The sequence below is a fragment of the Streptomyces sp. RFCAC02 genome (assembly GCF_004193175.1).
GTDB lineage: Bacteria > Actinomycetota > Actinomycetes > Streptomycetales > Streptomycetaceae > Streptomyces.
Window position 1 is genome coordinate 4,209,391 of record NZ_SAUH01000001.1, and the last position, 24,924, is coordinate 4,234,314.

Sequence of the window (24,924 nt, forward strand, 5' to 3'; positions counted from 1 at the left end):
CGTTCCACCCCCGTGCGGGCTGCCCCGGGGCACGGCGGTCCCGGGGAGAAGAGAAGAAGGGAAGCTACTGGTGGGTAACTGATGCGGATTGTAACCAGTGCGTCACTGTCCGGCAAGGGGGTGGGAACTCCCGGGCCCGCTGGTACAGTGAGCGCCCCCCGCGCCCGGAGCGCGGGCCGGGGCATCGCCGACAAGGGCAGGAAAGGAGCGGCACGGTGCGCGTCTATCTCCCCCTCACGGTGAGCGGCCTCGCCGCCCTCCGGAAGGCCGGCGAGGCCGGCCCGGCCCCGCTGACCGCCTACGCCGTCACGCCGGCGCTCCGCGAGTGGTACGTGTCGGGCGACCAGGAGGAGCTGGAGTACGCCGCCCTCGGGCGGGCCGCCCTGGCGTCGCTGCGGCTCGTCGCCGCCGATCCGGCGGCTCCGCGCCGCCGCGTCGTGGTGGCCGCCGACGTCCCGGAGACGGAGGTCGAGGCCGATCCGGGGCGTCTCGACGGTGCGGGCCGGCCCGGCGAGGTCCGGCTCACCGCGGCCGTGCCCCTGCGGCTGATCGCCTCGGTGCACATGGACGACGGTGACGCCGAGGCGGACGTCACGGCCGCCGCGGGAGCCGTCGCGGCCGCCGACGCCGGGGACACGGACGCCGCGTTCACCGTGGACGGCGCCGCCGACCACGAACTCCTGTGGTACGCGGTGCAGGAGATCGACCACATCCTGTGACGCGCGCGTAGCCCGATTGACAGTGGCGGCGCGTACGGTCGGTGACATGGCTGACCTCACCGGCACGCGGCAGCGGGCACACATCGTCTGGGACTGGAACGGCACCCTCCTCCACGACACCGACGCCGTCGTGGCCGCGAGCAACGCCTCGTTCGCCGCCCTGGGCGTGGCGCCCCTCACCCTGGAGCGCTACCGGGACCTGTACACGCTGCCCCTCGCCACCTTCCAGGAGCGGCTCATCGGCCGCGCGCCGACCGCGGCCGAGCGGCGCCTGCTGGACGAGACGTTCGCCACACAGTACGCGGCGCTCGCCGGCGGCACAGCGCTGGCCGAGGGGGCCGCCCGGCTCCTCGCGGACTGGGAGGCGGAGGGGCACACCCAGTCCCTGTGCTCCCTCGCCGGCCACGACATCCTCGGCGGCCTGCTGCGCCGCTACGGCATCGACCGGCACTTCCTGCGAGTGGACGGCAGCGTCGCCGGCCAGCCGCTCACGAGCAAGGCGGCGCAGATGGCGCGGCATCTCGCGGCTCTCGACGGGGTGTCGCCCGCGGACGTCGTCGTCATCGGGGACGCCACCGACGACGCCGTCGCGGCGGCGCACGCCGGAGCGCGCGCCGTCCTGTACACCGGCGGCACGCACAGCCGCCGCAGCCTCATGACGGCCGGTGTGCCCGTCGTCGACAGCCTGGCCGAAGCCGTGCGGACCGCCCGGGAGATGACGGCGCGGCCCGTGGGACGGACCCTCTGATTCTGCTCAACTCCTGAGGTGCGCCGGGAGAGGGAGAGATATCTTGGCAGGCGTGATCAGCGGAATACCGGGTGCGCGACCGACGAGTGGCAGTGACGCCACCGCCGGGTGCCCGGGCTGCGCCGCAGGCGGCCGATCCGCTGGTCCGTACCGCCGGGCGCATCCCATCGACGTGATCGAGCGCCGCCCGGTGACCATCACCCGACGTCACGCGACGGCGCGCGACAGGAGCCAGGGGACATGCACAACAAGCTGGACGAAGCCAAAGCCCAACGACTGGCACAAGCCGCACGGGTAGCCGAGCACGGCGCGGTCGGAGGACCGCCCGGCCACGGCCTCGACCCCGAGGCACTCCGTTCGTACCTCCAGCGCTACTACCTCTACATCGCCTCCGAGGACCTCGCCGACCGGGATCCCGTGGATCTCTACGGCGCCGCCCTGTCGCACTACCGGCTCGCCGCCGAGCGCCCCCAGGGCACCGTGAACGTGCGGGTGCACACGCCCACCGTCGAGGAGATGGGCTGGACGTCGCCGCACACGGTCGTCGAGGTCATCACCGACGACATGCCGTTCCTGGTCGACTCGGTCACCAGCGAGCTGTCCCGGCAGGGCCGTGGCATCCACCTCGTCGTCCACCCGCAGGTCGTCGTGCGCCGTGACATCACCGGCCGCCTGCTCGAGGTGCTGGACGGCACGGCGGACGGGCGTCCCGACGACGCCGTCGTGGAGTCGTGGATCCACGTCGAGACGGACCGGGAGACCGACCGCGACGACCTGGTCCGCATGGAGGCCGACCTGCGCCGCGTCCTCAGCGACGTCCGGGAGGCCGTCGAGGACTGGCAGAAAATGCGGGGCACCGCCCTCACCCTCGCCGAGGAACTGCCCGACGAGCCCCTGTCCGCCGAGCTGGCAGGGGGCGACGTCGAGGAGGCCAGGGAGCTGCTGCGCTGGCTCGCCGCCGACCACTTCACCTTCCTCGGCTACCGCGAGTACGAACTCGTGCGGTCCGACGGCGACGGCGACACGCTGCGCGCCGTCCCCGGCACCGGTCTCGGCATCCTGCGCTCCGACCCCCTGCTCGCCTCCGACTCGGGCGAGCCCGCCGGCTCCACCGCGTTCGGCCGGCTCTCGCCGTCGGCCCGCGCCAAGGCCCGCGAGCCGCGCCTGCTGATCCTGACCAAGGCCAACAGCCGTTCCACCGTGCACCGCAGGTCCTACCTGGACTACGTCGGCGTCAAGAAGTTCGACGCCGAGGGCCGCGTGATCGGCGAGCGGCGCTTCCTCGGGCTCTTCTCCGCCGCCGCCTACACCGAGTCGGTGCGGCGCATCCCCGTCATCCGGCGGAACGTCGCGGCCGTCCTCGCATCCGCCGGCTTCGGCCCGGACAGCCACAGCGGCCGGGACCTGCTCCAGATCCTGGAGACCTACCCGCGCGACGAGCTGTTCCAGACCCCCGTGGACACGCTGCGCGACATCGCCACCGCCGTGCTGCACCTCCAGGAGCGGCGCCGGCTGCGGCTGTTCCTGCGCCGCGAGGAGTACGGGCGCTACTACTCGGCGCTCGTCTACCTGCCGCGCGACCGCTACACCACCTCCGTGCGCCTGCGCCTGACGGAGATCCTCACCGAGGAACTGTCCGGCACGAACGTCGACTTCACCGTGTGGAACACGGAGTCCGTCCTCTCGCGGCTGCACTTCGTGATCCGCGTCGAGCCCGGCACCGAGCTGCCCGAGCTGACCGACGCCGACTCGGACCGGATCGAGGCGCGGCTCGCGGAGGCGTCCCGGTCCTGGGCCGACGCGTTCAGCGAGGCGCTGCTGGCCGAGTGCGGCGAGGAGCGGGCCGCCGAGCTGGGCCGCCGTTTCGCCCGCGCCTTCCCCGAGGGCTACAAGGCGGACTTCCCGCCGCGCGCGGCCGTCGCCGACCTCCAGTACGTCACCGGCCTCACGCGCGACGGCGGGCGGGACTTCGCCGTCAGCCTCTACGAGCCGGTGAACGCCGCCCCCGGCGAGCGCCGGTTCAAGATCTACCGCACCGGTGAGCCGGTGTCGCTCTCCGCCGTCCTGCCCGTGCTGCAGGCCCTGGGCGCCGAGGTCGTCGACGAGCGGCCCTACGAACTGCGCCTGACGGACGGCGCCACCGCCTGGATCTACGACTTCGGGCTCCGCTTCCCGCCCGAGCTGGCCGAAGGGCTCGGCGGGGACGCGCGCGAGCGGTTCCAGGAGGCGTTCGCCGCCACCTGGACCGGCTCGGCCGAGAACGACGGGTTCAACGCCCTGGTCCTGTCCGCCGGTCTCACCTGGCGCGAGGCCATGGTGCTGCGCGCCTACGCCAAGTACCTCTGGCAGGCCGGCGCCCGGTTCACGCAGAAGACCATGGAGGCCACCCTCCAGCACAACGCGCACACCACCCGGCTCCTGGTGAACCTCTTCGAGGCACGCCTCTCCCCGCAGCGCCAGACCGCGGGCCGCGAGCTGACCGACGGCCTGCTCGAAGAGCTGGACGGCGCCCTCGAACAGGTCTCCAACCTCGACGAGGACCGCATCCTGCGCGCGTTCCTCAACGTCATCAAGGCCACCCTGCGCGTCAACTACTTCCAGCGGACGGGCACACGCGACGCCTCGGGTGACGGGGGCCGCCCGCACGACTACCTGTCCGTGAAGCTCGACCCCAAGGGCATCCCCGACCTGCCCGAGCCGCGCCCGGCGTACGAGATCTGGGTCTACTCGCCCCGGGTCGAGGGCGTCCACCTGCGCTTCGGCAAGGTCGCGCGCGGCGGTCTGCGCTGGTCGGACCGGCGCGAGGACTTCCGCACCGAGATCCTGGGCCTCGTGAAGGCCCAGGAGGTCAAGAACACGGTGATCGTCCCCGTCGGCGCCAAGGGCGGGTTCGTCGGCAAGCGCCTGCCGAACCCGGCCGCCGACCGCGACGCGTGGCTCGCCGAGGGCATCGCGTGCTACCGCACGTTCATCTCCGGCCTGCTCGACATCACGGACAACCTCGTGGACGGCAAGGTCGTCCCGCCCGCCGACGTGGTGCGGCACGACGGCGACGACACCTACCTCGTCGTCGCGGCCGACAAGGGCACCGCCACCTTCTCCGACATCGCCAACGAGGTGGCCGAGGCGTACGGCTTCTGGCTGGGCGACGCGTTCGCCTCCGGCGGTTCCGCCGGATACGACCACAAGGGCATGGGCATCACGGCGCGCGGCGCCTGGGAGTCCGTGAAGCGGCACTTCCGCGAGCTCGGGCACAACACGCAGACCGAGGACTTCACGGCCGCCGGCATCGGCGACATGTCGGGTGACGTGTTCGGCAACGGCATGCTGCTCTCGGAGCACATCCGGCTGGTCGCCGCGTTCGACCACCGGCACATCTTCCTCGACCCGGACCCGGACCCGGCCGTCTCCTACGCGGAGCGGCGGCGCCTGTTCGAGCTGCCGCGCTCCTCGTGGGCGGACTACGACACCTCCCTGATCTCGAAGGGCGGCGGCGTGCACTCCCGCGCCGCCAAGTCGATCCCGCTGACCCCCCAGGTCCGCGAGGCCCTCGGGCTCGGCAGCTCGGTCACCGCGCTCACTCCCGCCGAGCTGATGCAGGCGATCCTGCGCGCGCCCGTCGACCTGCTGTGGAACGGCGGCATCGGCACCTATGTGAAGTCCTCCGCCGAGACCCACGCCGACGTCGGCGACAAGGCCAACGACGCCATCCGCGTCAACGGCCGCGACATCCGCGCGAAGGTCATCGGTGAGGGCGGCAACCTGGGCCTGACCCAGCGCGGCCGGATCGAGTACGCCACCGCCGGCGGCCGGTGCAACACCGACGCCATCGACAACAGCGCCGGTGTCGACACCTCGGACCACGAGGTCAACATCAAGATCCTCCTCAACGCGGTCGTGGCGAGCGGGGACCTGACGGTGAAGCAGCGCAACGCCCTGCTCGCCGAGATGACGGACGAGGTGGCGGCCCTCGTCCTGCGCAACAACTACGCGCAGAACGTCGCCCTCGCCAACGGCGCCACCACCGCGTCCGGCCTCGTCCTGGCCCACCAGCGGCTCGTCCGCCGCCTGACGGAGGAGGGCAAGCTCGACCGCGAGCTGGAGTTCCTGCCCCCCGACGACGAGTTCCGCGAGCGCCGGGCCGCCGGGCGCGGGCTGACCCAGCCGGAGCAGTCCGTCCTGCTGGCCTACGCCAAGCTGACGATCACCTCCGAGCTGCTCGGCACCGAACTGCCCGACGACCCGTACGTGAGCCGCCTGCTCCAGGCGTACTTCCCGTCCGCGCTGCGCGAGCGGTTCCCGCAGCAGATCGAGACGCACGCACTGCGCCGTGAGATCGTCACGACGCTGCTGGTCAACGACACGGTGAACGTGGGCGGCTCCTCGTTCCTGCACCGCATGCAGGAGGAGTCGGGCGCCTCGACCGAGGAGATCGTGCGGGCGCACACCGCCTCCCGCGCGATCTTCCGGCTCGGTGAGATCTGGGACACGGCCGAGCGCCTCGACAACGAGGTGCCCGCCGAGACGCTCACCCGCATCCGGCTGCACGCCCGCCGGCTCGTGGAGCGCGGCGCCCGCTGGCTGCTGAACAACCGCCCCCAGCCGCTGGCGCTCGCCGACACGATCCAGCTCTTCGCCGAGCGGGTCTCCGAGGTCTGGCTGGAACTGCCGAAGCTCCTGCGCGGCAAGGACCTCCAGACGTACACGACCCACCACGACGAGCTGGCCGCCGCGGGTGTGCCGGAGGAGCTGGCGGCGCGCGTGGCCGGGTTCTCGGCCGCGTTCCCCGCGCTCGACATCGTGGCGGTCGCGGACCGGACCGGGCGCGAGCTGATGGACGTCGCCCAGGTGTACTACCACCTGAGCGACCAGCTCGGCATCGCCCGGCTCCAGGACGGCGTCAGCGCGCTGCCTAGGGCGGACCGGTGGCAGTCGATGGCGCGCACCTCGATCCGCGAGGACCTCTACGCCGCCCACCAGCTCATCACGGCCGATGTGCTGGCCGAGGGCGACGAGCAGGCCGCGCCGGACGAGCGGTTCGCGTCCTGGTCGCGACGCAACGCGGCGATCCTCAGCCGCGCGCGCTCGACCCTGGCGGAGATCCTGGCGTCCGAGTCGTTCGACCTCGCGAACCTCTCGGTGGCCATGCGCACCATGCGGACCATGCTGCGCAGCAACCGCTGATGAGCGCCCGCCATGGCAGCACCTAGGATGACGGTCGAATCATCGCCTCATCCGTGACGGGAGCGCTGCCATGGCGGGAGCCTGCTCGGCCGGGTCGGACCCCGTGGTCACGGTCGTCATGCCGACGTACAACGAGGCGGACAGCCTCCCCGGGACGGCGGAGCGCCTGCTCGCCCTGCCGCTGCCGGGGCTGCGGCTGCTCGTCGTGGACGACGACAGCCCCGACGGCACGGGCAAGCTGGCCGACGAGCTGGCCGCCGCCCACCCGGGCCGTGTGTCCGTGCTGCACCGCACGGCGAAGGAGGGCCTCGGCCGCGCCTATGTGGCGGGCATGCTCCACGCGGTCGACGAGGGCGCCGCGTACGTCCTCCAGATGGACGCGGACGGCAGCCACGGCACGGAGTACGTCCCCCGGCTCGTCGGCACCGCCCTGGCGACGGACGCGGGCTTCGTCGTGGGCAGCAGGTACGTCCCGGGCGGCCGCCTCGCCGAGGAGTGGGCGCCGCACCGGCGGCTGCTGTCCCGCTGGGCGAACCGTTACGTCGGCGCGGTCCTGCGCACCGGGCTGCGCGACGCGACCGCCGGGTTCGTCCTGTGGCGCGCCGACGTCGTCCGGGCGCTCGGCCTCGAAGGGATGCGGAGCAACGGCTACAGCTTCCAGGTGGAGCTGAAGTACGCCGCCGTCCGGGCCGGGCACGCGGCCGTGGAGATCCCGATCCGGTTCGAGGAGCGGCGGCAGGGCGCGTCGAAGATGTCGGCGCGGGTGCAGTTCGAAGCGGCGTGGCTGCCCTGGCGGCTGCTGCTGGCCCGCCCGGCCGCCGCGCGGCCCGGCGGTGACCCGGTGGCGGAGCCCGGCGCGGCGCCGCCCCGCCCGCCCGCCACCCGGAACCGGTGACGTCCCGCCCATGGCACTTCTCACCGGTATACGGGACACCGAGGTCGCTGCGGCGGCCCGGTTCCGTCCCACGCCGCGGGCCGCCGCGCCCGCGCTCCTCGTCTACGCCGCCGTCCGCGCCGTCGGCCTGCTGGTGCTCGCCGGCTGGGCCGCGGCCGAGGGCAGGAGCCCGCACACGCTGCTCAGCGCCCGCTGGGACTCGGTGTGGTACACCCGGATCGCCGAGAACGGCTACGGGTACGAGATCCGTCTGCCGGACGGCGACGTGCACTCCGATCTGGCGTTCTTCCCCCTGCTGCCGGCCCTTGAGCGGGCTGTGGCCGCCGTCTCGCCGCTGAGCGCGGGGGACGCCGGGCTGCTGGTCGGCTGGACCGCGTCACTCGCCGCCGCCTGGGGCATCTGGGCCGTGGGCCGGCTGGTCTCCGGGCGCAGCGCCGTCGGCGTCGTGCTGGTGGCGCTGTGGGCGGCGTACCCGACGGCGTTCGTGCAGTCGATGGGGTACACGGAGGCCCTGTTCACGGCGCTCGCGGCCTGGGCGCTGTACGCGGTGCTGACCGGCCGCTGGGTGACGGCGGGGTTGCTCGCGGCCGTCGCCGGGCTGGCGCGGCCGTCGGGTGCCGCCGTGGTGGCGGCGGTGTGGATTCCCGCGGTGGTCGCGTACGTCATGGCGCGCCGCGGGGAGGCGGCCGGGGCGCCCGGGGGCCGGCCGTGGGGGCGCGTGCTGCTGGGGGTGGCCCTGGCGCCGCTCGGCTGGTTCGGCTACGTGGCCTACGTCGGGGTCCGGCAGGGCAGTGTGCTCGGGTACTTCGACGTGCAGGCGGGGTGGGGGAACGGCTTCGACGGCGGCCTCGCGCTGCTCGCCTTCGTGGTGGACAACCTGACGTCCACCGTCGTGGGCGGTCTCGGCCTGATCGCGGCGCTCGCGCTGGTCGGCTGGCTGGTCGTGCTGGGGGTGCGGCAGGGGCAGCCGCTGCCGCTGCTGGTGTTCACGGCCGTGATGGTCGTGACGTCGCTCGTCGGGTCCGGCTACTTCGGTTCGCGGCCCCGGCTGATGATGCCGGCGTTCGGCCTGCTGCTGCCGGCGGCCGTGGCGCTGGTGCGGCTGCGCCGGGGCCGGTGCGCGGCGGTGCTGGCTGCGGCGGCGCTCGCGTCGGGGGCGTACGGGGCGTTCACGCTGCTGGGCTCGGGACCGCCCTGACGGCCCGGCGCGCGGTCAGCGGGACACGTGCTTCACGATCCGGCCGTCGAGCATGACCACGAGGCAGCCGCCGGGCGTGGCGCAGTACTCGGTCTCGCCCTCCGAGGTCCTGTGGCGTGAGCGCAGCGTCCACTCGCCGCCGCCCGGGCGCATGCAGACCGGGCAGCGCTCCGTGGGGCGGACGGGCAGGGAGGACGCCACCGGGCCGCGTGCCGGTGCCGGCCGTCCCTGGGCGACCGACCACGCGGCGGCCGCGACCACCAGCGCGACGGCGCACATCTGCCGCGCGGACAGCTCCTCGTCCAGGAACACCAGGCCCACGCCCGCGCCGACCGCCGGGCCGAGGGAGAGGAGCACGCCGAAGGTGCGGGGGCCGATCCTGCGCAGCGCCGCCATGTCCAGCGAGTAGGGGATGAGGGAGGAGAGCAGCGCGACCGCGCACCCGGGGCCGAGGAGGGACGGGTGGTCCACGACGGCCCGTCCGCCGGTCGCCGCTGCCACGGGTGTCATGAGGACGGCCCCGATGGCGAGGGCCACGGCCAGGCCCGACCAGTCGTCGAAGAGGCGGCCGACCCGGCCGTTCAGGCTCACGTACACCGCGCGGCACAGCGCGGCCGTCGCCGCGAACGCCACGCCGGCCGCCGGCAGCGATCCGCCGGGGGCGGCCAGCAGCAGGACGCCGCCGATGGCCAGCAGGGCCGCCGCCAGGTGCGCGGGCCGCCGGGAGAGGGCGACGGCGAGGAGGAGGGGGCCGAGGAGTTCAAGGGTGGCGGCCACCCCGAGGGGGAGGCGTTCGATGGCCGAGAAGTAGGCGGCGTTCATGACCGCGATGGTCAGGCCGAGGCCGGCCGCGGCCCGCCACTGCTCCCGGGTGAGCCGCCGCGGGCGGGGGCGTGCCACGACCCACAGCGCGAGCGCCGCGAACGCCAGCCGCATTCCCGCGAGCGTCATGGGTCCCGCCTGGTCGTAGGCACCCTTCGCGACGGCGGAGCCGAGCTGGATGCTGACGATCTGGCCGAGGACGAGCAGCGCTGGAGTCATGCCGTCCAGCGTGGTGTCATGGTCTTGTGCAGTTCAACCATTACGGCGGTCAGTCCGCCCGCCTCGCCGCCGCCCTCGTCAACGCGCCCTGGCCGCTCACCCCCGACCAGCTCGAACCGATCCTGGCCGAGCACGAGATCATCCGCCGCCGGCTCACCACCGAGCAGATCGCGGGCCTGCACGCCTGGAGCCGCCGGCTCGCCCGCTGCTTCGGCGACCAGGACATCGATGAACGCTGCGCCGCCATCAACGGGCTGCTCGCCGACGCGTCGAGCAGCCCCCGCATCACCACCCACGACGGCCAGGCCCCCCACCTGCACTACAGCGCGCCGGGCTCCGACGCGGCCGCCCACATCCGGGCGACCACCGCCGCCGGGCTCGCGTCCGTCGTGTGCTTCGCGGCCCCCCACCGGCTCGGCCGCTGCGCGCGCTGCGGCAGGGCGTACGTCGACACCTCGCGCAACGGACGGCGCTCCTACTGCACCGTCCGCTGCGCGAACAACGACGCCGTGGCCCGTCACCGCAGCGCCCGCGCCGCCGTCTGAACCGGGCCGGTCACACCGCCGCGTGGTGCAGCCAGCCCTTCCACGACGAGGTGATCATGTCGGTCAGGCCGCGGTGCGCGGTCCAGCCCAGCAGGTCGGCGGCGCGGTCGGGGCTGACGACGACATGGGCCGGATCACCGGGCCGCCGGGGGGCGGTGACGGGCACGAGACGCGTGTGGCCGGTGAGCCGGATGACGCGCTCGACCATCGTGCGGACCGACACGGCCCGGCCGCGCCCGATGTTGACGGTCAGGTGCGCGGGCTCCGGCCGCGCGGCGAGGGCGCGCACCGCCGCGAGGTGGGCCTCCGCCAGATCCTCGACGTGGACCCAGTCCCGTACGCAGGTCCCGTCCGGCGTCGGGTAGTCCTCGCCGAAGATCTGCGGCGGCTGCCCCGCGCACAGGTTGTCGAACGTCATGGGCAGCAGCCCGGCCGTGCCGCGGTCGGCCAGCTCGGGGGCGGCCGCGCCCGCGACGTTCACGTGCCGCAGGCTCGCGGTCGCGATGCCGTACGCCCGGCCCACGTCCCGGACCAGCCACTCCCCGGCCAGCTTCGTCTCGCCGAACGGGCTCAGCGGGACGCACGGCGTGTCCTCCGACACGAGGTCCGTGTACGGGGAGCCGTACACCGCCGCCGACGAGGACAGGACGAAGCGGGCCACCCGCGCGCCGCGCGCCGCCTCCAGCAGGATCTGCAGGCCGTAGAGGTTCTCGCGGAAACAGCGCAGCGGCTGCCGTACGGACTCGGCGACCTCCGTGCGCGCCGCGAGATGGATCACGGTGTGCACCCGGTGGTCGGCGAACACCCGGTCCAGGACCCCGCGGTCGAGCAGCGAGCCCTGGACGAACGGGACGCCCTCCGGCAGCCGGGTCGCGTCGCCGGCGGACAGATCGTCGTACACCACGGCCCGTTCGCCCGCGAGGACGAGGGCGCGCACCACGTGGGCGCCGATGTACCCGGCGCCGCCGGTGATCAGAAAGGACATGCGGTGACTCCCTGGTGCTCGCGTGGGGTGCCGCGCCGCGCGGCGGGCGGGCGCGGGCCGGCCACCGCGACCGCGCCGGGGGCGGGGCGGCGCGCGTGGTCGGGGACGACGGGCGGGACGCCACGCCCGCCGAGGAAGACGGCGCGGACGACGCGTTCGGCGGCGAGTCCGTCGTCGTACGGGCAGAAGCGGCCGCGGAACGCGGCGCGGCGCGCCGCCTGCGCCGGGTCGGTCCACAGCGCGGGGTCGGTGAGGGCGGCCGCCAGTTCGGCGGGGGTGCGGGTCACGGGTCCGGGCGCGACGGCGGGCAGGTCGACGTACGCGCCGTGCACGGTCCGGTAGGTGTCCCAGTCGTCCGCGTACAGGACGATCGGGCGGTCCAGGGCCGCGTAGTCGAACAGCAGGGGCGCGTAGTCCGTGACCAGGGCGTCCGCCGCCAGGCACTGCTCGGTGACTGCGTCGTCGTCGGCCGTCAGCAGGTGGAAGCGTGGCCCGAGCGCCCGGGCGAGCGCCGCGGTGTCGAGCGGGACGCGCCGCCGGTGGGCATACGCGCGCGGGGCGGGCGCGTAGAGGACGGTGAGCGCTCCGTCGGGTACGCCGAGGCGCGCGCGGGCGCGCAGGACATCGGCCGCGCCGGCCGTGAGGAACACGTCGGCGCGCGGCGAACCGTACTCCAGCGTCACGTAGTCGGCCGGGTAGGCGGCCTCCCAGGCGAGGGTGGCGTGGCGGTTGCCGGACAGGGCGTAGTCCCAGGAGTCGATCTGCCGCAGGAGCCGGGGCACGTCGCGCACCGGTGTGTCCAGGCCGCGGTGGGCGACCGGGGTGCCGCGGTGGGTCATCAGCCGGATCTGTCCCGGGCGGTCGGCGAGGACGTCGGGGAAACCGCAGTTGCTGATGAGGTAACGGGCGCGGGCGAGGGCCGTCCAGTAGGCAGCGGTGCCGGGGACCAGCCGCTGCACGCCGGGCGGCAGGGCCTGTCCCGGGCCGGTGACCCAGGCGGTGCGGACGCCGCCGGCCAGTTCGCGGACCTTCGCCTCGATGGCCGCCGGGTGGCAGGTGTACCGGCCGGCCCGGCCCGTGGTGAAGACCGCGAGGCCGGGGTCCAGCGGGCGGCGCAGGTGCCACCGGTAGTGCGCCCGCAGGGCGATGGCGCGTACGTGCCGCCGCGCGCCCCGGAGGAGGGCGCGCAGCCGCCCGCCGAGGCGCTGGAACGCCGTCGCGAGCCGGAACGCCCGCCGCGCGCCGAGCCGGAAGAGCATGTGCGCCCCCTCCGGGCGCCCGCCGAGGGCGGTGGCCCCCGCCGCCGCCCGGTACCGCCGGCACAGGGCCGCGCCGCGCCGGAAGAACTCCGCGCGCCGCGCCGCGGGCAGCGTCGCCGGCGCGCGGTACACGGCGGCGAGGTGCTCGGCCATGCGGCGGTACAGGGCCGCGCGCCACTTGGCCGACGGCAGCCGGGCGAAGGTGCGTTCGTACTGCTCGACGAGGTCGAGGTGCCCCTCGGTCGTGCCGGTCGTGCGGCCGCCGCGTCTGCGGGCGCGGTGGTGCAGGCAGACCCGGTCGAGCACGGTCACCGTCCCGGCGGCGATCAGCGCGGGGTAGGCGAACGGAATGTCCTGGTGGTGGCCGGGCGGGAAGCGCAGTCCCAGGCCGGTGAGGAAGTCGCGCCGGAGGACGCGGCCCCACGCGGTGGGCGGGAGGCGGAGCAGCGATGGCCGGGTCGTGAGGGAGCAGACGTCCCGCGCGGCGCCGCGCTCGGGGCGGTGAGCAGGTCGCGGGGCAGACCGGGGCCGAGCGTGCCGTCGAACGAGAGGACCGCGTGGTCGTGGACGAGGAGCTGCGGGTCGCCGGTGGCGGTGAGGCGGGCGTCGATGGCGGCGAGGGCGCCCGGCGTGAGGATGTCGTCGCCGTCGAGGAAGAGGACGTACTCGCCGCGGGCGTGGTCGAGCGCGGCGTTGCGGGCCGGTCCCGGACCGGCGGTGCGGTCGAGGCGGAGGCCGGTGACCCGGGGGTCGGCAGCGGCGAACTCGGCGATGATGTCGCCGCACGCGTCCGGTGACGCGTCGTCCACGACGATGAGTTCGAGGTCCCCGGCGTCCTGGGTGAGCACGGAGGTCAGGCAGGCGGGGAGATACGCCTGCACCTGGTAGGCGGGCACGATGACGCTGAAACGGGGCACGGCACCACATCCACGAGCGGCATATCGGATGATTAAGGACCATCCGACAATCTCTCTTCCGGGGTGTCCCGCCGGGGAAGCCGGAAGTGTCGCGCCCGCGATCCGTCCGTTCGGAGCAGCAGAGCAGCACGCGGCCCGCCCGCCCCCGTCGCACCGGACGGGGACGGGCGGGCCGCGTGTGCGTGCCGCCCGCTATTTCACGGCGCCCGACATCATGCCCGCGACGAACTGCTTCTGGAAGGCGAAGAAGATCGCCAGCGGGATCACCATCGTCAGGAACGCGCCCGGCGCCAGCACGTCGAAGTTGCTGCCGAACTGCCGCATCTCCTGCTGCAGCGCCACCGTCATCGGCGGCGACCCGGAGTCGGCGAAGATCAGCGCCACCAGCATGTCGTTCCACACCCACATGAACTGGAAGATGGCGAGCGCCGCGATCGCGGGACCCGCGAGCGGCATCACCACCCGGGTGAACAGCCGCAGCTCGCCCGCGCCGTCGAGCTTCGCCGCCTCCAGCAGCTCGCGCGGGATCTCGGCGAAGAAGTTGCGCAGCAGGAAGATCGCGAACGGCAGCCCGAACGCGGAGTGGAACAGCACCACGCCGAACGTCGTCTCGAAGATCCCCAGCGTGTTGAACAGCCGCGCCACCGGGATGAGCGCCACCTGCACCGGGACCACCAGCAGCGCCACCACGAGCAGGAACCACCAGTCGCGGCCGGGGAAGTCCAGCCACGCGAAGGCGTACGCCGCCAGCGCGCCCAGCACGATGACCAGCGCGGTGGACGGCACGGTGATCAGGACCGTCGTCCACACCGAGTCGGTGAACGTGCCGTTGCCCAGCAGCGCGTCGTAGTTCGCGCCGGTGAGCTGCCCAGGGTCCGTCAGCACGTCCCACCAGCCGGAGGACGCGATGTCGCGCGGGTCGCGGAAGGACGAGACGAGCAGCCCGAGGGTCGGCAGCAGCCAGATCGCGGCCAGGACGACCAGGACGACGCGCGTGGCGCCGCCGGCCGCGGCCGAGGCCAGGCGGGAGACGAGGGGGCGGGCCGGCGGTCCCGAGGCCCCGGGCTGTGCGGAGGACTCGGGTCCGGGCTCTTGAGCGGTCAGGGTCGTCGCGGTCACCGCTGGTTCTCCCGTCGCAGCCTTCTCAGGTTGAAGATCATCACCGGCACCACGAGGATGAGCAGCAGCACCGCGATGGCACTGCCCACACCCTGGTCGCCGCCGGTGCCGAAGGACTCCAGGTAGAGCTGGAGCGCCAGGACGTTCGCGTCGCCCTGGCTGGAACTCGGCGGGATGACGTACACGAGGTCGAAGATCTTCAGCACGTTGATCATCAGGGTCACCATCACCACCGCGAGCAGCGGCGCCAGCAGCGGGACGGTGATGCGGCGGAAGACCTGCCACTCGTTGGCGCCGTCCACGCGGGCGGCCTCCAGCGTCTCCCGGGGCACGCCGGCCAGGCCGGCGGCTATGAGCACCATCGCGAACCCGGCCCACATCCACACGTAGGAGCCGATGATCGCCGGTGTCACCAGCGTCGGGCCGAGCCAGTCCGCGCCGTTGTAGGGGGCGGTGAAACTGTCGGCCGCCAGCCGAAGCCGCGTGCCGTCCGCCTCGGCCGGCAGCGAGAACGTGCCGTCGTCACCGGTGGTCGCCGACGCCACGACCTCGCCGTCGTCGCGCACCGCCTCCACGGTGATGCCGGCCAGCGCCTTCTCCTCCGGGTCCACCGTGTCGGGGACCCCGCCGCCGCGCGTGAAGTCCATCCACACGGTGCCGGTCACCCCCTCGGTGTCGGCGGACGCGGCGACGGCCCGCTCCGCGCCCTCCAGTTCCGGCTGCGGCACCGCCACGAGCGGCAGCAGGACCGGCTCGCCCGCCGAGACCGGCGCGTCCAGCAGGTACGAGCCGTCCTCCTGGGCCGTGAGCGGGCCGTCCGGCCGCGGCTCGGCGTCCGGCCAGGACGCGTCACCGGTGAACGTGTCGTGCACGGTGGTCATGACGGCGTTCGCCAGACCGCGGTCCGGGTCCTGCTCGTACACCAGCCGGAAGATGATGCCGGCCGCCAGCATCGAGATGGCCATCGGCATGAAGATGACGAGCTTGAACGCGGTCGCCCAGCGGATGCGCTCCGTCAGGACCGCGAAGATCAGGCCGAGCCCGGTCGCCGCGGTGGGGGCCACCACGAGCCAGATGAGGTTGTTGCGCAGCGCGTCGCGGATCGCGCCGTCCGTGAAGAGCGTCGCGAAGTTGTCCAGGCCGACGAACCCGTCGCCCGACGCGTCGAACAGGCTCCGCCAGACCGAGTACGCGATGGGATAGACGACCAGTGCGCCGAGCAGCAGCAGCGCGGGCAGCAGGAAGCACGCGACGGCCCAGGGCCGGGCTCTGATCACCGCCTTGCCGGATGCCATGGGAAGTCAGTCTCCGTCCGTCGATGAGATCAGTGGGTCGGGTGGGGGGACCGTCAGCCGCCGTACGCGGCGTCGGCCTGCTCCTCCAGGTAGCGCTGGGCGCCCTCGATGTCGCCCGGGTCGCGCAGGAAGTCCTGCAGGCCCTGCCACATGCCCTGGCCCGTGGTGCCGCCGAAATCGGCGGGCGTCTGGTCCGACAGGTCGAACCGGAAGTCGTCACCCGCGGCGATCAGCGCCTCGGCGATGCCGCGCTGCACGTCGTCGGGGTACGCCGCGAGGTCGAGGGACCGGTTGGGCGAGATGTAGCCGCCCGGCTGGGCCCAGATCCACGCCGCGTCCGTCGAGGCGAGGAACGCGAGCAGCGCCTCCTGGGCCTCGCTGGCCTCGCCGTCCGGCGCCACCGCCACGGCCGCGTCGCCGCCGCTGACGACCGGCGGGTCGCCGCCGTCGACGGACGGGAAGGGGAAGACGCGCGCGTCCTCACCGATCACCGCGTCGGTGCTGTCCGTGATGACGGCACCGACGAAGTCCGCCTCGAAGACCATGGCGGCCTCGGGCGTCTCCAGGTCGGCGAACGTCCGCGTCACCGAGGTGGGGAAGTCCGTCTGCAGTGCCCCGCTCGCCAGCAGGCGGTCCTCGCCGAACACCTCGGCCAGGGCGGTCAGCGCCTCGGTCACGCTCGGATCGGTCCACGGGATCTCATGCGCGATCAGCTTGTCGTACATCTCGGGGCCGGACTGGGAGAGATAGATGTTCTCGAACCAGTCGGTCAGCGTCCATCCGTCACCGCCGGCCACCGACAGGGGGGTCGTGCCCGACTCCCACAGCGTCCAGGCCGTGTCCACGAACTCGTCCCACGTCTGTGGGGCGGACACCCCGGCGTAGTCGAACGCCGTGGCGCTGTACCAGACGAGAGACTTGTTCGCCGCCTTCACGTAGACGCCGTACTGCACGCCGTCACGGGCGGCGATGTCCTGCCAGCCCTGGGAGTAGTTGGCGTCGAGCTGCTCCTGCACGAGGTCCCCGACGGGCGCGATCCAGCCCTGCTCCGCGAACTCCTGCAGGACGCCCGGCTGCGGGACCATCACGATGTCCGGCGGCGCACCGCCCTCGATCTTGGTGCCGACGAACTGCGACACGTTGTCCCCGCTCGGGACGAAGCTGACCGAGGCGCCCGTCCTGGCCTCGAACTCGTCCAGCACCCGCAGGAAGTTGTCCCGCTCGGCGCCCGTCCACACCGCCGCGACCTCGAGCGACTCACCGCTCAGGTCGGGCAGTTCGATCGTTTCCGGCCAGTCGCCGTCCGCCGTCTCGTCCCCGCCGCCGCAGGCCGACAGCGTCAGGGCGGCCACCGCGGCCAACGCCGCCGCCGCACGGAAGGTCCTGTGCCGGGAGGTCCGGCCCGAACCGTGCATGAACACCGCCTCACCCCTTCAGGTGCGGCGACGCCCAACCGTCGCAGGGCCTGCCGCGCCGCACGTCCTGATCATGTGTCCTACGCCTGCCCCCTTCCCCGGGCAATACCGCGTGCTCGCCCAACTTCCGTTTGTGATGGGGCTGTTACGCAAGGCGGGGCGGTGCGGCGCAGGTCGGCGCAGGACGGTGCGGGGACGGCGGCTCACACGAGGGTGGCGGCCGTGGAGCGGTCGGACTCGGCGGCCCGTGCCGCGGCGCTCGCGAGCAGGGCCATGTCCGTCGGCCCGTTGCCCAGTTCGCGGACCGGCCGGCGGGGCGGCGCGTCGCCGGCGCGTGCCCAGTCCACCCGGGCGACCGTCGGCCGCAGTGTCGCCGTGCGCGGGATGCGGCCCGTCACCCGGCCGGCCTGGAACGTCTCCCCGGCCCCGCCCCCGCCGCGGCGCAGCTCACCGCGCCCGGCGGGCTGCCCGGTCAGCGCCACGGATATGCCGCCGCCGGGCGGCACGGGACCGCCCGCCGTCACCAGCCGGACGCCGAGCCTGCGCCCCTCCTTCACGACCGCGTCCAGGATCCTGACCACGGAGCCGGCCGCCTGGCGGCCCGGCGCGCCGAGCGCCGGCGCCAGCAGCTCGCCGAAGTCGTCGACGAGGACGACGAGCCACGGCAGCGGATCGCTGCCCCGCGCCAGTATCGGCGGCCCCTCGGGCTCGGGCAGCGCCTCGTCCCCGGCCGGCCGGGGACCGACCACGCGCCCCGAGCGCCCGCGCGCCGCGGTGAAGTCGGCGTCGCCGAGGAGCGCGGCGCGGCGTTTCAGCTCGGCCCGCAGCGCCTGGGCGAACGCCCGCATGCGCAGGGGGTCGTTGGCCCCGAGCCAGGTCGCGACGTGCGGCAGCTCGGCGGCCGGCCGCAGGCCCTCGCCCGTGCCCTCGACCAGCAGCAGCGACAGGTCGCGCGGCGACCTGGCCGTGGCGAGCGAGGCGGCCAGGGTGACCAGCAGCTCCGTGCGGCCGGCGCCCGTGCCGCCCTCGATGGCGAGCGGCCCGGACAGCGCGGCCAGATCGACGCCCACCGGACCGCGGGCGCCCTCGCCGAGCACGGCGGTGAGCGACGGACGCTGCGTCCACCGCTCGCGGAGCGTGCCGGGGGTGACGCGGGCCAGCTCCAGGACGTCCAGCAGGCGGCAGGTCTCCGGCACCGTGCCGCCCGGCGCGGCCGGCACGGGCACCGCGCGGCCCGCGCTCTCCTCCGTGACCGGGGCGAGGGCGCGGGCGAACCGCTCGGCCCAGGCCGCCGACACGGCGTCCACACCGGCGGGCGGGCCGGCCGCGCCGTCCGGCCCGGTGACCCGCACCGACGTGGCGACGACGCCGCTCAGCAGGGCGGCGGCGCCGCACGCGGCGAAGACGGGGGACAGGGCGCGGGCCGCGGCCAGCGCCCGGCCCGCCGGGGAGTCCGCGGTGGCCGGCGGCACGTCGGCGAGGGTGATGAGGTGGACGCCGCGCTGCGGCCCGGCGGCGGCCAGCCGCGCGAGGGCGGTGCGCGCGCCCGCCCCGCCCGGGTCGCCGTCGGCGAGGACGACGGTGCGCCGGCCCCCGGCCGGCTCCGGCGGCCCGGTGGGGGAGGTCAGCTCCTGCAGGCGGGCGGCAGCCTGCTCGGCGTCGAAGGCGAGGAGCAGCTCGCAGTCCTGGCCCCGGGTGGGCCGCACGTGCGGCAGCCAGCCGAGCCACGACCAGTCGTCCTCGTGCCCGGGCGCGATGACGACCAGTTCGAGCGTGCTCGGCGGGTGCAGCGCGGCGAGCTGCGCGAGGACCGACCGCGCCACTCCGAGGGTCCGCTCGCGCGGCCCCGCGATGCCGAGCGAGCCGGCCTCGGTCAGGGCGACGGCGGACGGCGGCAGCGCGCGCGACGGCCGGTGGAACGTGCCGAGGCGCACCCGCAGGGTGTCCGGGTGGGCCGGGCCGCGCGACCACAGGGCGGGCCCCCGGTCCAGGGCGGTCAGCAGGACGGCCGCCGCGTCGGGACAGCGGGCCTCGTCCGCCGCTGCCGCCGTGTCGTGCGCCGCGCCGTCGAAGCGCGGGATCTCGCGCACCGCCGTCTCGGCGGCGGCCGGCCGGCCGCGCGCCCAGCCCGCGAGGCCGCGCCGCCCGGTCCTGCGGGTCCCGGGCTCGTCGGGGGCGTCCGCCGGCCCGGCGCCGGCGCCGGGCGCCGGGGCGGCACCGGACGCCGGACCCGCCGGGACCAGGACGCGCAGCGCCGACTCGCCGAGCCGCAGCACGCCCCCGTGCGGCACGGGCACGGGGCCGCCGGTGACCGGCCTGCCGTCGAGGAGGGTGCCGTTGGTCGAGCCGGTGTCCGTCACGGTGACCGAGCCGTCGGGGCCGACCGTGAGCGCGCAGTGGGCGCGGGACACGTCCGGGTCGTCGAGGGGGACGTCGGCCCTGGCGGACCTGCCGATCCTGGCCTCGCCGCCGCGCAGGAGGTGCACACCGCCCGCGTCCGGCCCGGCGACCACGTGCAGCGTCGCGGGGACGGGTCCGGGCGCGGTCTCCTCCAGCGGGCGGTGGAACGCGAGCACGGCTCCGTCCACCAGCGGCGGCTCGCCGAGCAGGGCGCGGCGGGGGTCGATGCGCCGGTCCTCGCAGAAGACGGCGCCCGGCACGGCGGAACCCGGGGCCACCGCCGCGGCCAGGGCGCCGAGCACGGCGTCGAGCGGGGTGCCGGCGGGGGCGCCGACCGACACGTCCACGCCGGCGGCCGTCCCCGGCGCGCCGCCGGCCGTGAAGACGGTCAACCTGATCCGAATCGGCATCGACCCTCCCGGTCACTCCGCCGGCCCCGGCTCTCCTGACAACCGCCGCGGCACCGGTCGCATCGGATGCTGATGCTGAAAGCATCCTCGCACCCACCACCGACAACAGGGTGTGCCGCCGACAGTTAATGATCTTGATTGGAGATATCTGACCAGAATCGATCGGTGGGGCGCGCCGGCCCACCCGGCGAACCGGTCGTCGCCGCCCGTCCCGGGCCGGTTCCCCGCACCCGGCCCCGGCTGACGGCGCAGTGATCGTACGGGGCCCGGCGCGTCCGCCGTCCCCCGGAACAACGCCTTCCCGCCCGTATCCGTCCGTATCCCGCACAGCCGACCGGACGGACGTTCGTACACCCTGGCGGCCCACTACAGTAGGGAACTCGGATCCCGACACCGGGCCAGCCCGACACCAGACCAGGGAGCGCACGTGCGGCCGGTAGGCAGCAAATACCTGCTCGAAGAGGCCCTCGGACGCGGTGCCACCGGCACCGTCTGGCGCGGGCGGCAGCGCCGGGCCGCCGGCGACGAGGCCGCCGTGACGGGCGAGGCCGGCGAGGCCGTCGCCATCAAGGTCCTCAAGGAGGAGCTGGCGAGCGACCCCGACGTCGTCATGCGCTTCATGCGGGAGCGCGCGGTCCTCCTGCGCCTCGGCGGCGACAGCCACCAGAACATCGTCCGCACCCGCGACCTCGTCGTCGAGGGCGATCTGATCGCCCTCGTCATGGACCTCATCGACGGTCCCGACCTCCACCGCTACCTGTACGAGAACGGCACCTTCAGCCCCGTCGCCGCCGCCCTGCTGACCGCGCAGATCGCCGACGCGCTCACCGCCGCGCACGCCAAGGGCATCGTCCACCGGGACCTGAAGCCGGCCAACGTCCTGCTGGCCGGCGGCGGCGACACGATGGTGCTCGCCCCCGGCACCGAGCCGCGCCCCATGCGCCCGATGCTCACCGACTTCGGGATCGCCCGGCTCGCCGACAGCCCCGGCGTGACCCGCGCCCACGAGTTCGTCGGCACCCCTTCCTATGTCGCGCCCGAGTCCGCCGAGGGCAGGCAGCAGACGTCGGCGGTCGACGTCTACGCCGCCGGCATCCTGCTCTACGAGCTGGTCACCGGCCACCCGCCGTTCGGCGGCGGCAGCACCCTGGAGGTCCTGCGCCGCCACCTCAGCGAGGAGCCGCGCCGCCCCGACGGCCTGCCCGGGCCGCTGTGGACCGTCATCGAGTGCTGCCTGCGCAAGCGCCCGGACGAGCGCCCGAGCGCCGCGGGGCTGGCCCGCGCGCTGCGCACCGTGGCCGCCGGCATCGGGGACCGCGCCACCACCGAGCAGCGTGACGCCGCGCTCGGTGTCAGTGCCCTGCTCACGCCCGACCCGCGTCCGGTGCTGGTGCCGGGCACCGGCATCAGCCCACCGGGCTCGGCGGAGCCGACCCAGGTCATGCCGGGCGGTTCCGGCGCCGCCGACCCGCTCGGCCGCACCAGCGTGCTGCCGCATCGCCCGGGCCAGGACGACGGGGGCGACGACCTCGGGTCGACGCGCGCGCTGCCGACGACCGGACCGTCCGCCGACGACCCCCATCCGTGGCAGGACCAGCTCCGCGCCGCCCGGGACCGGAACGAGCCGACCCGTGTGCAGCCCGTCGACCCGGGGCACGACCCGCTGCAGCGCTCCCCGCAGCGCAGGCCGCAGCGCCGTCCCGCGCCCGCGCCCCGCCGTCAGGATCCCGGCCTGCCGGCGCAGGGCTACGCGCAGCCCCAGCCGTATCAGCAGGCCCCCCAGTACCAGCAGCCCCAGCAGTACCGGCAGCCCGTCCCGCCGCAGCAGCCGGTCCCGCCCCGCCGGCGGGACGAGCCCCGTCCCGAGCGCGGGCGGTCACGCAGCGCGAACCCCATGCGGATCCCGGGGCTCGGCTGTCTGAAGGGCTGCCTCCTGGTGATCGTCGTCCTTGTGGTGATCGCATTTCTCGTCTGGAACTTCACGCCGCTCCAGGAGTGGATTGCGGACGGCAGGAGTTTCTGGGACACCGTCACCGACTGGTTCGACGACGTCCGCGAATGGCTCGGTCTCATCGACGAGGCGAACGACACGGTGAACGACATCCAGGAGAACCTGCCGAATAGCGAGTGACCTCGGGGATTTATCGACTTCCCGGAGCTGAATTTTCGCGGGGGCATGCCCACAAAACCGGGCAACCCTGGCGCGCTCGTCCCCCCGCCGCCCGGCTGCCGTCGTAGCCTCACGCCATGGCACGGAACATCGGCGGCCTCTACACCGCCCACCGCGTCCTCGGCCGCGGCAGCGCCGGAACGGTCTGGCTCGGCGACGGGCCGGACGGCCCCGTGGCCATCAAGCTGCTGCGCGAGGACCTGGCGGCCGATCCCGACCTGGCCGAACGGTTCGCCCACGAGCGCCACGCCCTCCTCGGTCTCGAACACCCGAACATCGTCGGCGTCCGCGACCTCGTCATCGGGACGTCCGGCGCCGAGGGCGGCCGGGACGACGAGGGCGGGCACGGCGACATCGCCCTGGTCATGGACCTGGTGCGCGGCCCCGACCTGCGCGGTCACCTGGAGCGCGAGCGCCGCCTCGCCCCGCTGGAGGCGGTCGGCATCGTCGCCGACATCGCCACCGGCCTCGCCGTCGCCCACGCCGCGGGCATCGTCCACCGCGACGTGAAGCCGGAGAACATCCTCCTCGACACGGCGGACGGCGCCACCACCGCGCTCCTCGCGGACTTCGGCGTCGCCAAGCTCATCGACGAGCCGCGGCACGGCGGCCGCAACGGCGTCGTCGGCACTCCCGACTACATGGCCCCCGAGATCGTCGAGGGGCTCCCGCCGCGCGCGGCCGTCGACATCTACGCCCTGGTCACCGTGCTGTACGAGCTGCTCGCCGGCTTCACGCCCTTCGGCGGCGGCCACCCGGGGGCCGTCCTGCGCCGCCAGGTCACCGAGAAGGCCGCCGAGCTGCCCGGACTGCCCCCGGAGCTGTGGTCCGTCATGCAGCAGTGCCTGGCCAAGGCCCCCGCCTCCCGGCTGCGCGCCGCGGAGCTGGCCTCCCGCCTGCGTGAGCTGACGCCGCTGCTCACCGGCCTGCCGCCGCTGGACATCGGCGACCCGGTGCCGGACGTTCCCGAGCCCGTCGCCGCCGAGCCCGCGGGCGCGGCCGCCGTCCGCACCGGGGCGGCCGCCGCACGGGCCGCCGTGCCGCTGGTCCGCGGCGCGGCGCCCGACGACGGGCGCACCACCCACACCCGGATGCGGGTCCCCGACGCCGACGAACTGGCCGGCGGCGCGCACGGCACCGCCCGCGCCCCCCGGGCCACCGGTGCGCGCCGCGCCGGGTCCGCGCGCCGGGGCTCGTCCGACCGCCGCCGCAGGCGCCTGGCCCTCACCGCCGCCGGCGTCGTGGTGGCGGGCGCGATCGCCGGGCTGCTGCTGTTCGCCGGCGGCTCGGACGGCTCCGGCGGCGGGGACGGCAGCGGCGGCGGCACGTCCGGTGTGGAGGAGTCGGCGGGCGACGGGCACGAGGGCGACCCGGCCGGTTCCTGAACCGCTCCGGCCGCCGTCACCGGCCGCCGTGCGGTTACGCTGGTCGCGTGGCAGTCGTCGATGTATCCGAAGCTCTGAAGTCCCTCAGCTCCACCATGCAGTCAATCGAGGCGGTCCTGGACCTCGACAGGCTCCGGGCCGAGATCGCCTCGCTCGAGGAGCAGGCCGCGGCCCCCACCCTGTGGGACGACCCCGAGCACGCCCAGCAGGTGACGAGCAAGCTCTCCGCCGTGCTGGCGCAGGTCAGGAAGGTCGAGGAGCTGCACGGCCGCATCGACGACCTGGAGGTCCTCTTCGAGCTGGCGGAGGCCGAGAGCGACGCGGACGCCCGCCGCGAGGCGGAGGCCGAGCTGGCCGCCGTCCGGAAGGCCGTGGACGAGCTGGAGGTCCGCACCCTCCTGTCCGGGGAGTACGACCAGCGCGAGGCGATGGTGTCCATCCGCGCGGAGGCCGGCGGCGTGGACGCGGCGGACTTCGCCGAGCAGCTCCAGCGGATGTACCTGCGCTGGGCGGAGCGCCGCGGCTACCCGACCGAGGTCCTGGACACCTCCTACGCGGAGGAGGCGGGCATCAAGTCGACCACCTTCGCGGTGAAGGCGCCCTACGCCTACGGCACCCTGTCCGTCGAGCAGGGCACGCACCGCATGGTGCGCATCTCCCCGTTCGACAACCAGGGCCGCCGCCAGACGTCGTTCGCCGGTGTCGAGGTGCTGCCGGTGGTCGAGCAGACCGACCACATCGAGATTCCCGAGAACGACATCCGCATCGACGTCTTCCGCTCCTCGGGGCCGGGCGGGCAGTCCGTCAACACGACGGACTCCGCGGTCCGGATCACCCACCTGCCGACCGGGATCGTCGTCTCCTGTCAGAACGAGAAGTCCCAGATCCAGAACCGCGCGGCCGCGATGCGCGTCCTCCAGGCGAGGCTGCTCGCCCACCAGCGGGCGCAGGAGCAGGCGAAGATGGACGCGCTGAAGGGCGACGGCGGCAACTCCTGGGGCAACCAGATGCGCAGCTATGTCCTGCAGCCGTACCAGATGGTGAAGGACCTGCGAACCGATCATGAAGTCGGAAACCCGCAGGGTGTTCTCGACGGTGATATCGACGACTTCCTCGAAGCCGGAATCCGCTGGCGGAAACAGCAGGAGAAGTAACCTTCACACAACTTTCCTGTCCGGCTCGGCATTTACCGGGCATCCCGCTTGACTGCTCACGTTTCAGCGGGAAAGCTGTTCGTCT

17 protein-coding genes are annotated in these 24,924 nt (G+C 74.4%); 9 read left to right on the top strand and 8 right to left on the bottom strand.

Going from position 1 to position 24,924, the window contains the following annotated elements:
• The first annotated feature begins 215 nt into the window (after window positions 1-215).
• From EMA09_RS19585 to EMA09_RS19605, 5 genes are all read left to right on the top strand, one after another.
• On the top strand, window positions 216-719 hold the full coding sequence (locus EMA09_RS19585) for a hypothetical protein (RefSeq protein WP_129842307.1): 504 nt from the start codon (window positions 216-218) through the stop codon (window positions 717-719).
• A 46-nt stretch (window positions 720-765) separates the two neighbouring features.
• Window positions 766-1,467 (top strand): HAD family hydrolase, encoded by a 702-nt coding sequence (locus EMA09_RS19590; protein WP_129842308.1) that lies wholly within the window; start codon window positions 766-768, stop codon window positions 1,465-1,467.
• Between the two features lie 240 nt (window positions 1,468-1,707).
• Complete coding sequence (locus EMA09_RS19595; RefSeq protein WP_129842309.1) at window positions 1,708-6,651, top strand: NAD-glutamate dehydrogenase; 4,944 nt, start codon at window positions 1,708-1,710, stop codon at window positions 6,649-6,651.
• Window positions 6,652-6,721: 70 nt separating this feature from the next.
• Window positions 6,722-7,546 (top strand): polyprenol monophosphomannose synthase, encoded by an 825-nt coding sequence (locus tag EMA09_RS19600; RefSeq protein WP_129842310.1) that lies wholly within the window; start codon window positions 6,722-6,724, stop codon window positions 7,544-7,546.
• A 10-nt stretch (window positions 7,547-7,556) separates the two neighbouring features.
• Window positions 7,557-8,744 carry a hypothetical protein gene (locus EMA09_RS19605; RefSeq protein ID WP_240796471.1) on the top strand — a complete coding sequence of 396 codons (1,188 nt, stop codon included), beginning with the start codon at window positions 7,557-7,559 and terminating at the stop codon, window positions 8,742-8,744.
• 15 nt (window positions 8,745-8,759) lie between these two features.
• Here EMA09_RS19605 and EMA09_RS19610 read toward each other — a convergent pair whose 3' ends face one another.
• Window positions 8,760-9,785, bottom strand: a complete 1,026-nt coding sequence (locus tag EMA09_RS19610) for an EamA family transporter (RefSeq protein ID WP_129842311.1) — start codon at window positions 9,783-9,785, stop codon at window positions 8,760-8,762.
• 26 nt (window positions 9,786-9,811) lie between these two features.
• Here EMA09_RS19610 and EMA09_RS19615 point away from each other — a divergent pair, with 26 nt between their 5' ends.
• Complete coding sequence (locus EMA09_RS19615) at window positions 9,812-10,330, top strand: CGNR zinc finger domain-containing protein (RefSeq protein ID WP_129842312.1); 519 nt, start codon at window positions 9,812-9,814, stop codon at window positions 10,328-10,330.
• A 10-nt stretch (window positions 10,331-10,340) separates the two neighbouring features.
• Here the strand turns inward: EMA09_RS19615 and galE are convergent, their stop codons facing one another.
• The 7 genes from galE to EMA09_RS19645 all read right to left on the bottom strand — a co-directional run bounded on the left by galE (window position 10,341) and on the right by EMA09_RS19645 (window position 20,124).
• A complete protein-coding gene (gene galE / locus EMA09_RS19620) occupies window positions 10,341-11,315 on the bottom strand; it encodes a UDP-glucose 4-epimerase GalE (RefSeq protein ID WP_129842313.1) in 975 nt (324 codons plus the stop codon).
• A complete protein-coding gene (locus EMA09_RS19625) occupies window positions 11,303-12,880 on the bottom strand; it encodes a CDP-glycerol glycerophosphotransferase family protein (protein WP_240796472.1) in 1,578 nt (525 codons plus the stop codon). Before EMA09_RS19625 ends, galE begins: the two co-directional genes overlap by 13 nt.
• A 20-nt stretch (window positions 12,881-12,900) precedes the next feature.
• Entirely contained in the window at window positions 12,901-13,491 is a 591-nt protein-coding gene (locus tag EMA09_RS29060) for a glycosyltransferase family 2 protein (RefSeq protein WP_240796473.1), read from the bottom strand.
• 192 nt (window positions 13,492-13,683) lie between these two features.
• Window positions 13,684-14,514, bottom strand: a complete 831-nt coding sequence (locus EMA09_RS19630) for a carbohydrate ABC transporter permease (protein WP_240796698.1) — start codon at window positions 14,512-14,514, stop codon at window positions 13,684-13,686.
• Between the two features lie 92 nt (window positions 14,515-14,606).
• A complete protein-coding gene (locus tag EMA09_RS19635) occupies window positions 14,607-15,905 on the bottom strand; it encodes an ABC transporter permease subunit (RefSeq protein ID WP_129842314.1) in 1,299 nt (432 codons plus the stop codon).
• Window positions 15,906-15,958: 53 nt separating this feature from the next.
• On the bottom strand, window positions 15,959-17,320 hold the full coding sequence (locus tag EMA09_RS19640; protein ID WP_129842315.1) for an ABC transporter substrate-binding protein: 1,362 nt from the start codon (window positions 17,318-17,320) through the stop codon (window positions 15,959-15,961).
• Between the two features lie 203 nt (window positions 17,321-17,523).
• Window positions 17,524-20,124, bottom strand: coding sequence for an FtsK/SpoIIIE domain-containing protein (locus EMA09_RS19645; RefSeq protein ID WP_129844142.1), 2,601 nt, complete (start codon window positions 20,122-20,124; stop codon window positions 17,524-17,526).
• 433 nt (window positions 20,125-20,557) lie between these two features.
• Here EMA09_RS19645 and EMA09_RS19650 point away from each other — a divergent pair, with 433 nt between their 5' ends.
• From EMA09_RS19650 to prfB, 3 genes are all read left to right on the top strand, one after another.
• A complete protein-coding gene (locus EMA09_RS19650) occupies window positions 20,558-22,261 on the top strand; it encodes a serine/threonine-protein kinase (RefSeq protein WP_129842316.1) in 1,704 nt (567 codons plus the stop codon).
• 116 nt (window positions 22,262-22,377) lie between these two features.
• Entirely contained in the window at window positions 22,378-23,685 is a 1,308-nt protein-coding gene (locus tag EMA09_RS19655; protein WP_129842317.1) for a serine/threonine-protein kinase, read from the top strand.
• 47 nt (window positions 23,686-23,732) lie between these two features.
• Window positions 23,733-24,839: a peptide chain release factor 2 gene (prfB, locus tag EMA09_RS19660; RefSeq protein ID WP_129842318.1), complete on the top strand. Its 1,107-nt coding sequence runs from the start codon at window positions 23,733-23,735 to the stop codon at window positions 24,837-24,839.
• Window positions 24,840-24,924: the final 85 nt, after the last annotated feature.

Excerpts from the sequence above, each read along its gene's own strand:
- EMA09_RS19590 (WP_129842308.1), top strand. The coding sequence starts at position 766 with ATGGCTGACCTCACCGGCACGCGGCAGCGGGCACACATCGTCTGGGAC.
- EMA09_RS19655 (WP_129842317.1), top strand. The coding sequence starts at position 22,378 with ATGGCACGGAACATCGGCGGCCTCTACACCGCCCACCGCGTCCTCGGC.
- EMA09_RS19640 (WP_129842315.1), bottom strand. The coding sequence starts at position 17,320 with ATGCACGGTTCGGGCCGGACCTCCCGGCACAGGACCTTCCGTGCGGCG.
- EMA09_RS19605 (WP_240796471.1), top strand. The coding sequence starts at position 7,557 with ATGGCACTTCTCACCGGTATACGGGACACCGAGGTCGCTGCGGCGGCC.
- EMA09_RS19595 (WP_129842309.1), top strand. The coding sequence starts at position 1,708 with ATGCACAACAAGCTGGACGAAGCCAAAGCCCAACGACTGGCACAAGCC.
- galE (WP_129842313.1), bottom strand. The coding sequence starts at position 11,315 with ATGTCCTTTCTGATCACCGGCGGCGCCGGGTACATCGGCGCCCACGTG.
- EMA09_RS19610 (WP_129842311.1), bottom strand. The coding sequence starts at position 9,785 with ATGACTCCAGCGCTGCTCGTCCTCGGCCAGATCGTCAGCATCCAGCTC.
- EMA09_RS19600 (WP_129842310.1), top strand. The coding sequence starts at position 6,722 with ATGGCGGGAGCCTGCTCGGCCGGGTCGGACCCCGTGGTCACGGTCGTC.
- EMA09_RS19635 (WP_129842314.1), bottom strand. The coding sequence starts at position 15,905 with ATGGCATCCGGCAAGGCGGTGATCAGAGCCCGGCCCTGGGCCGTCGCG.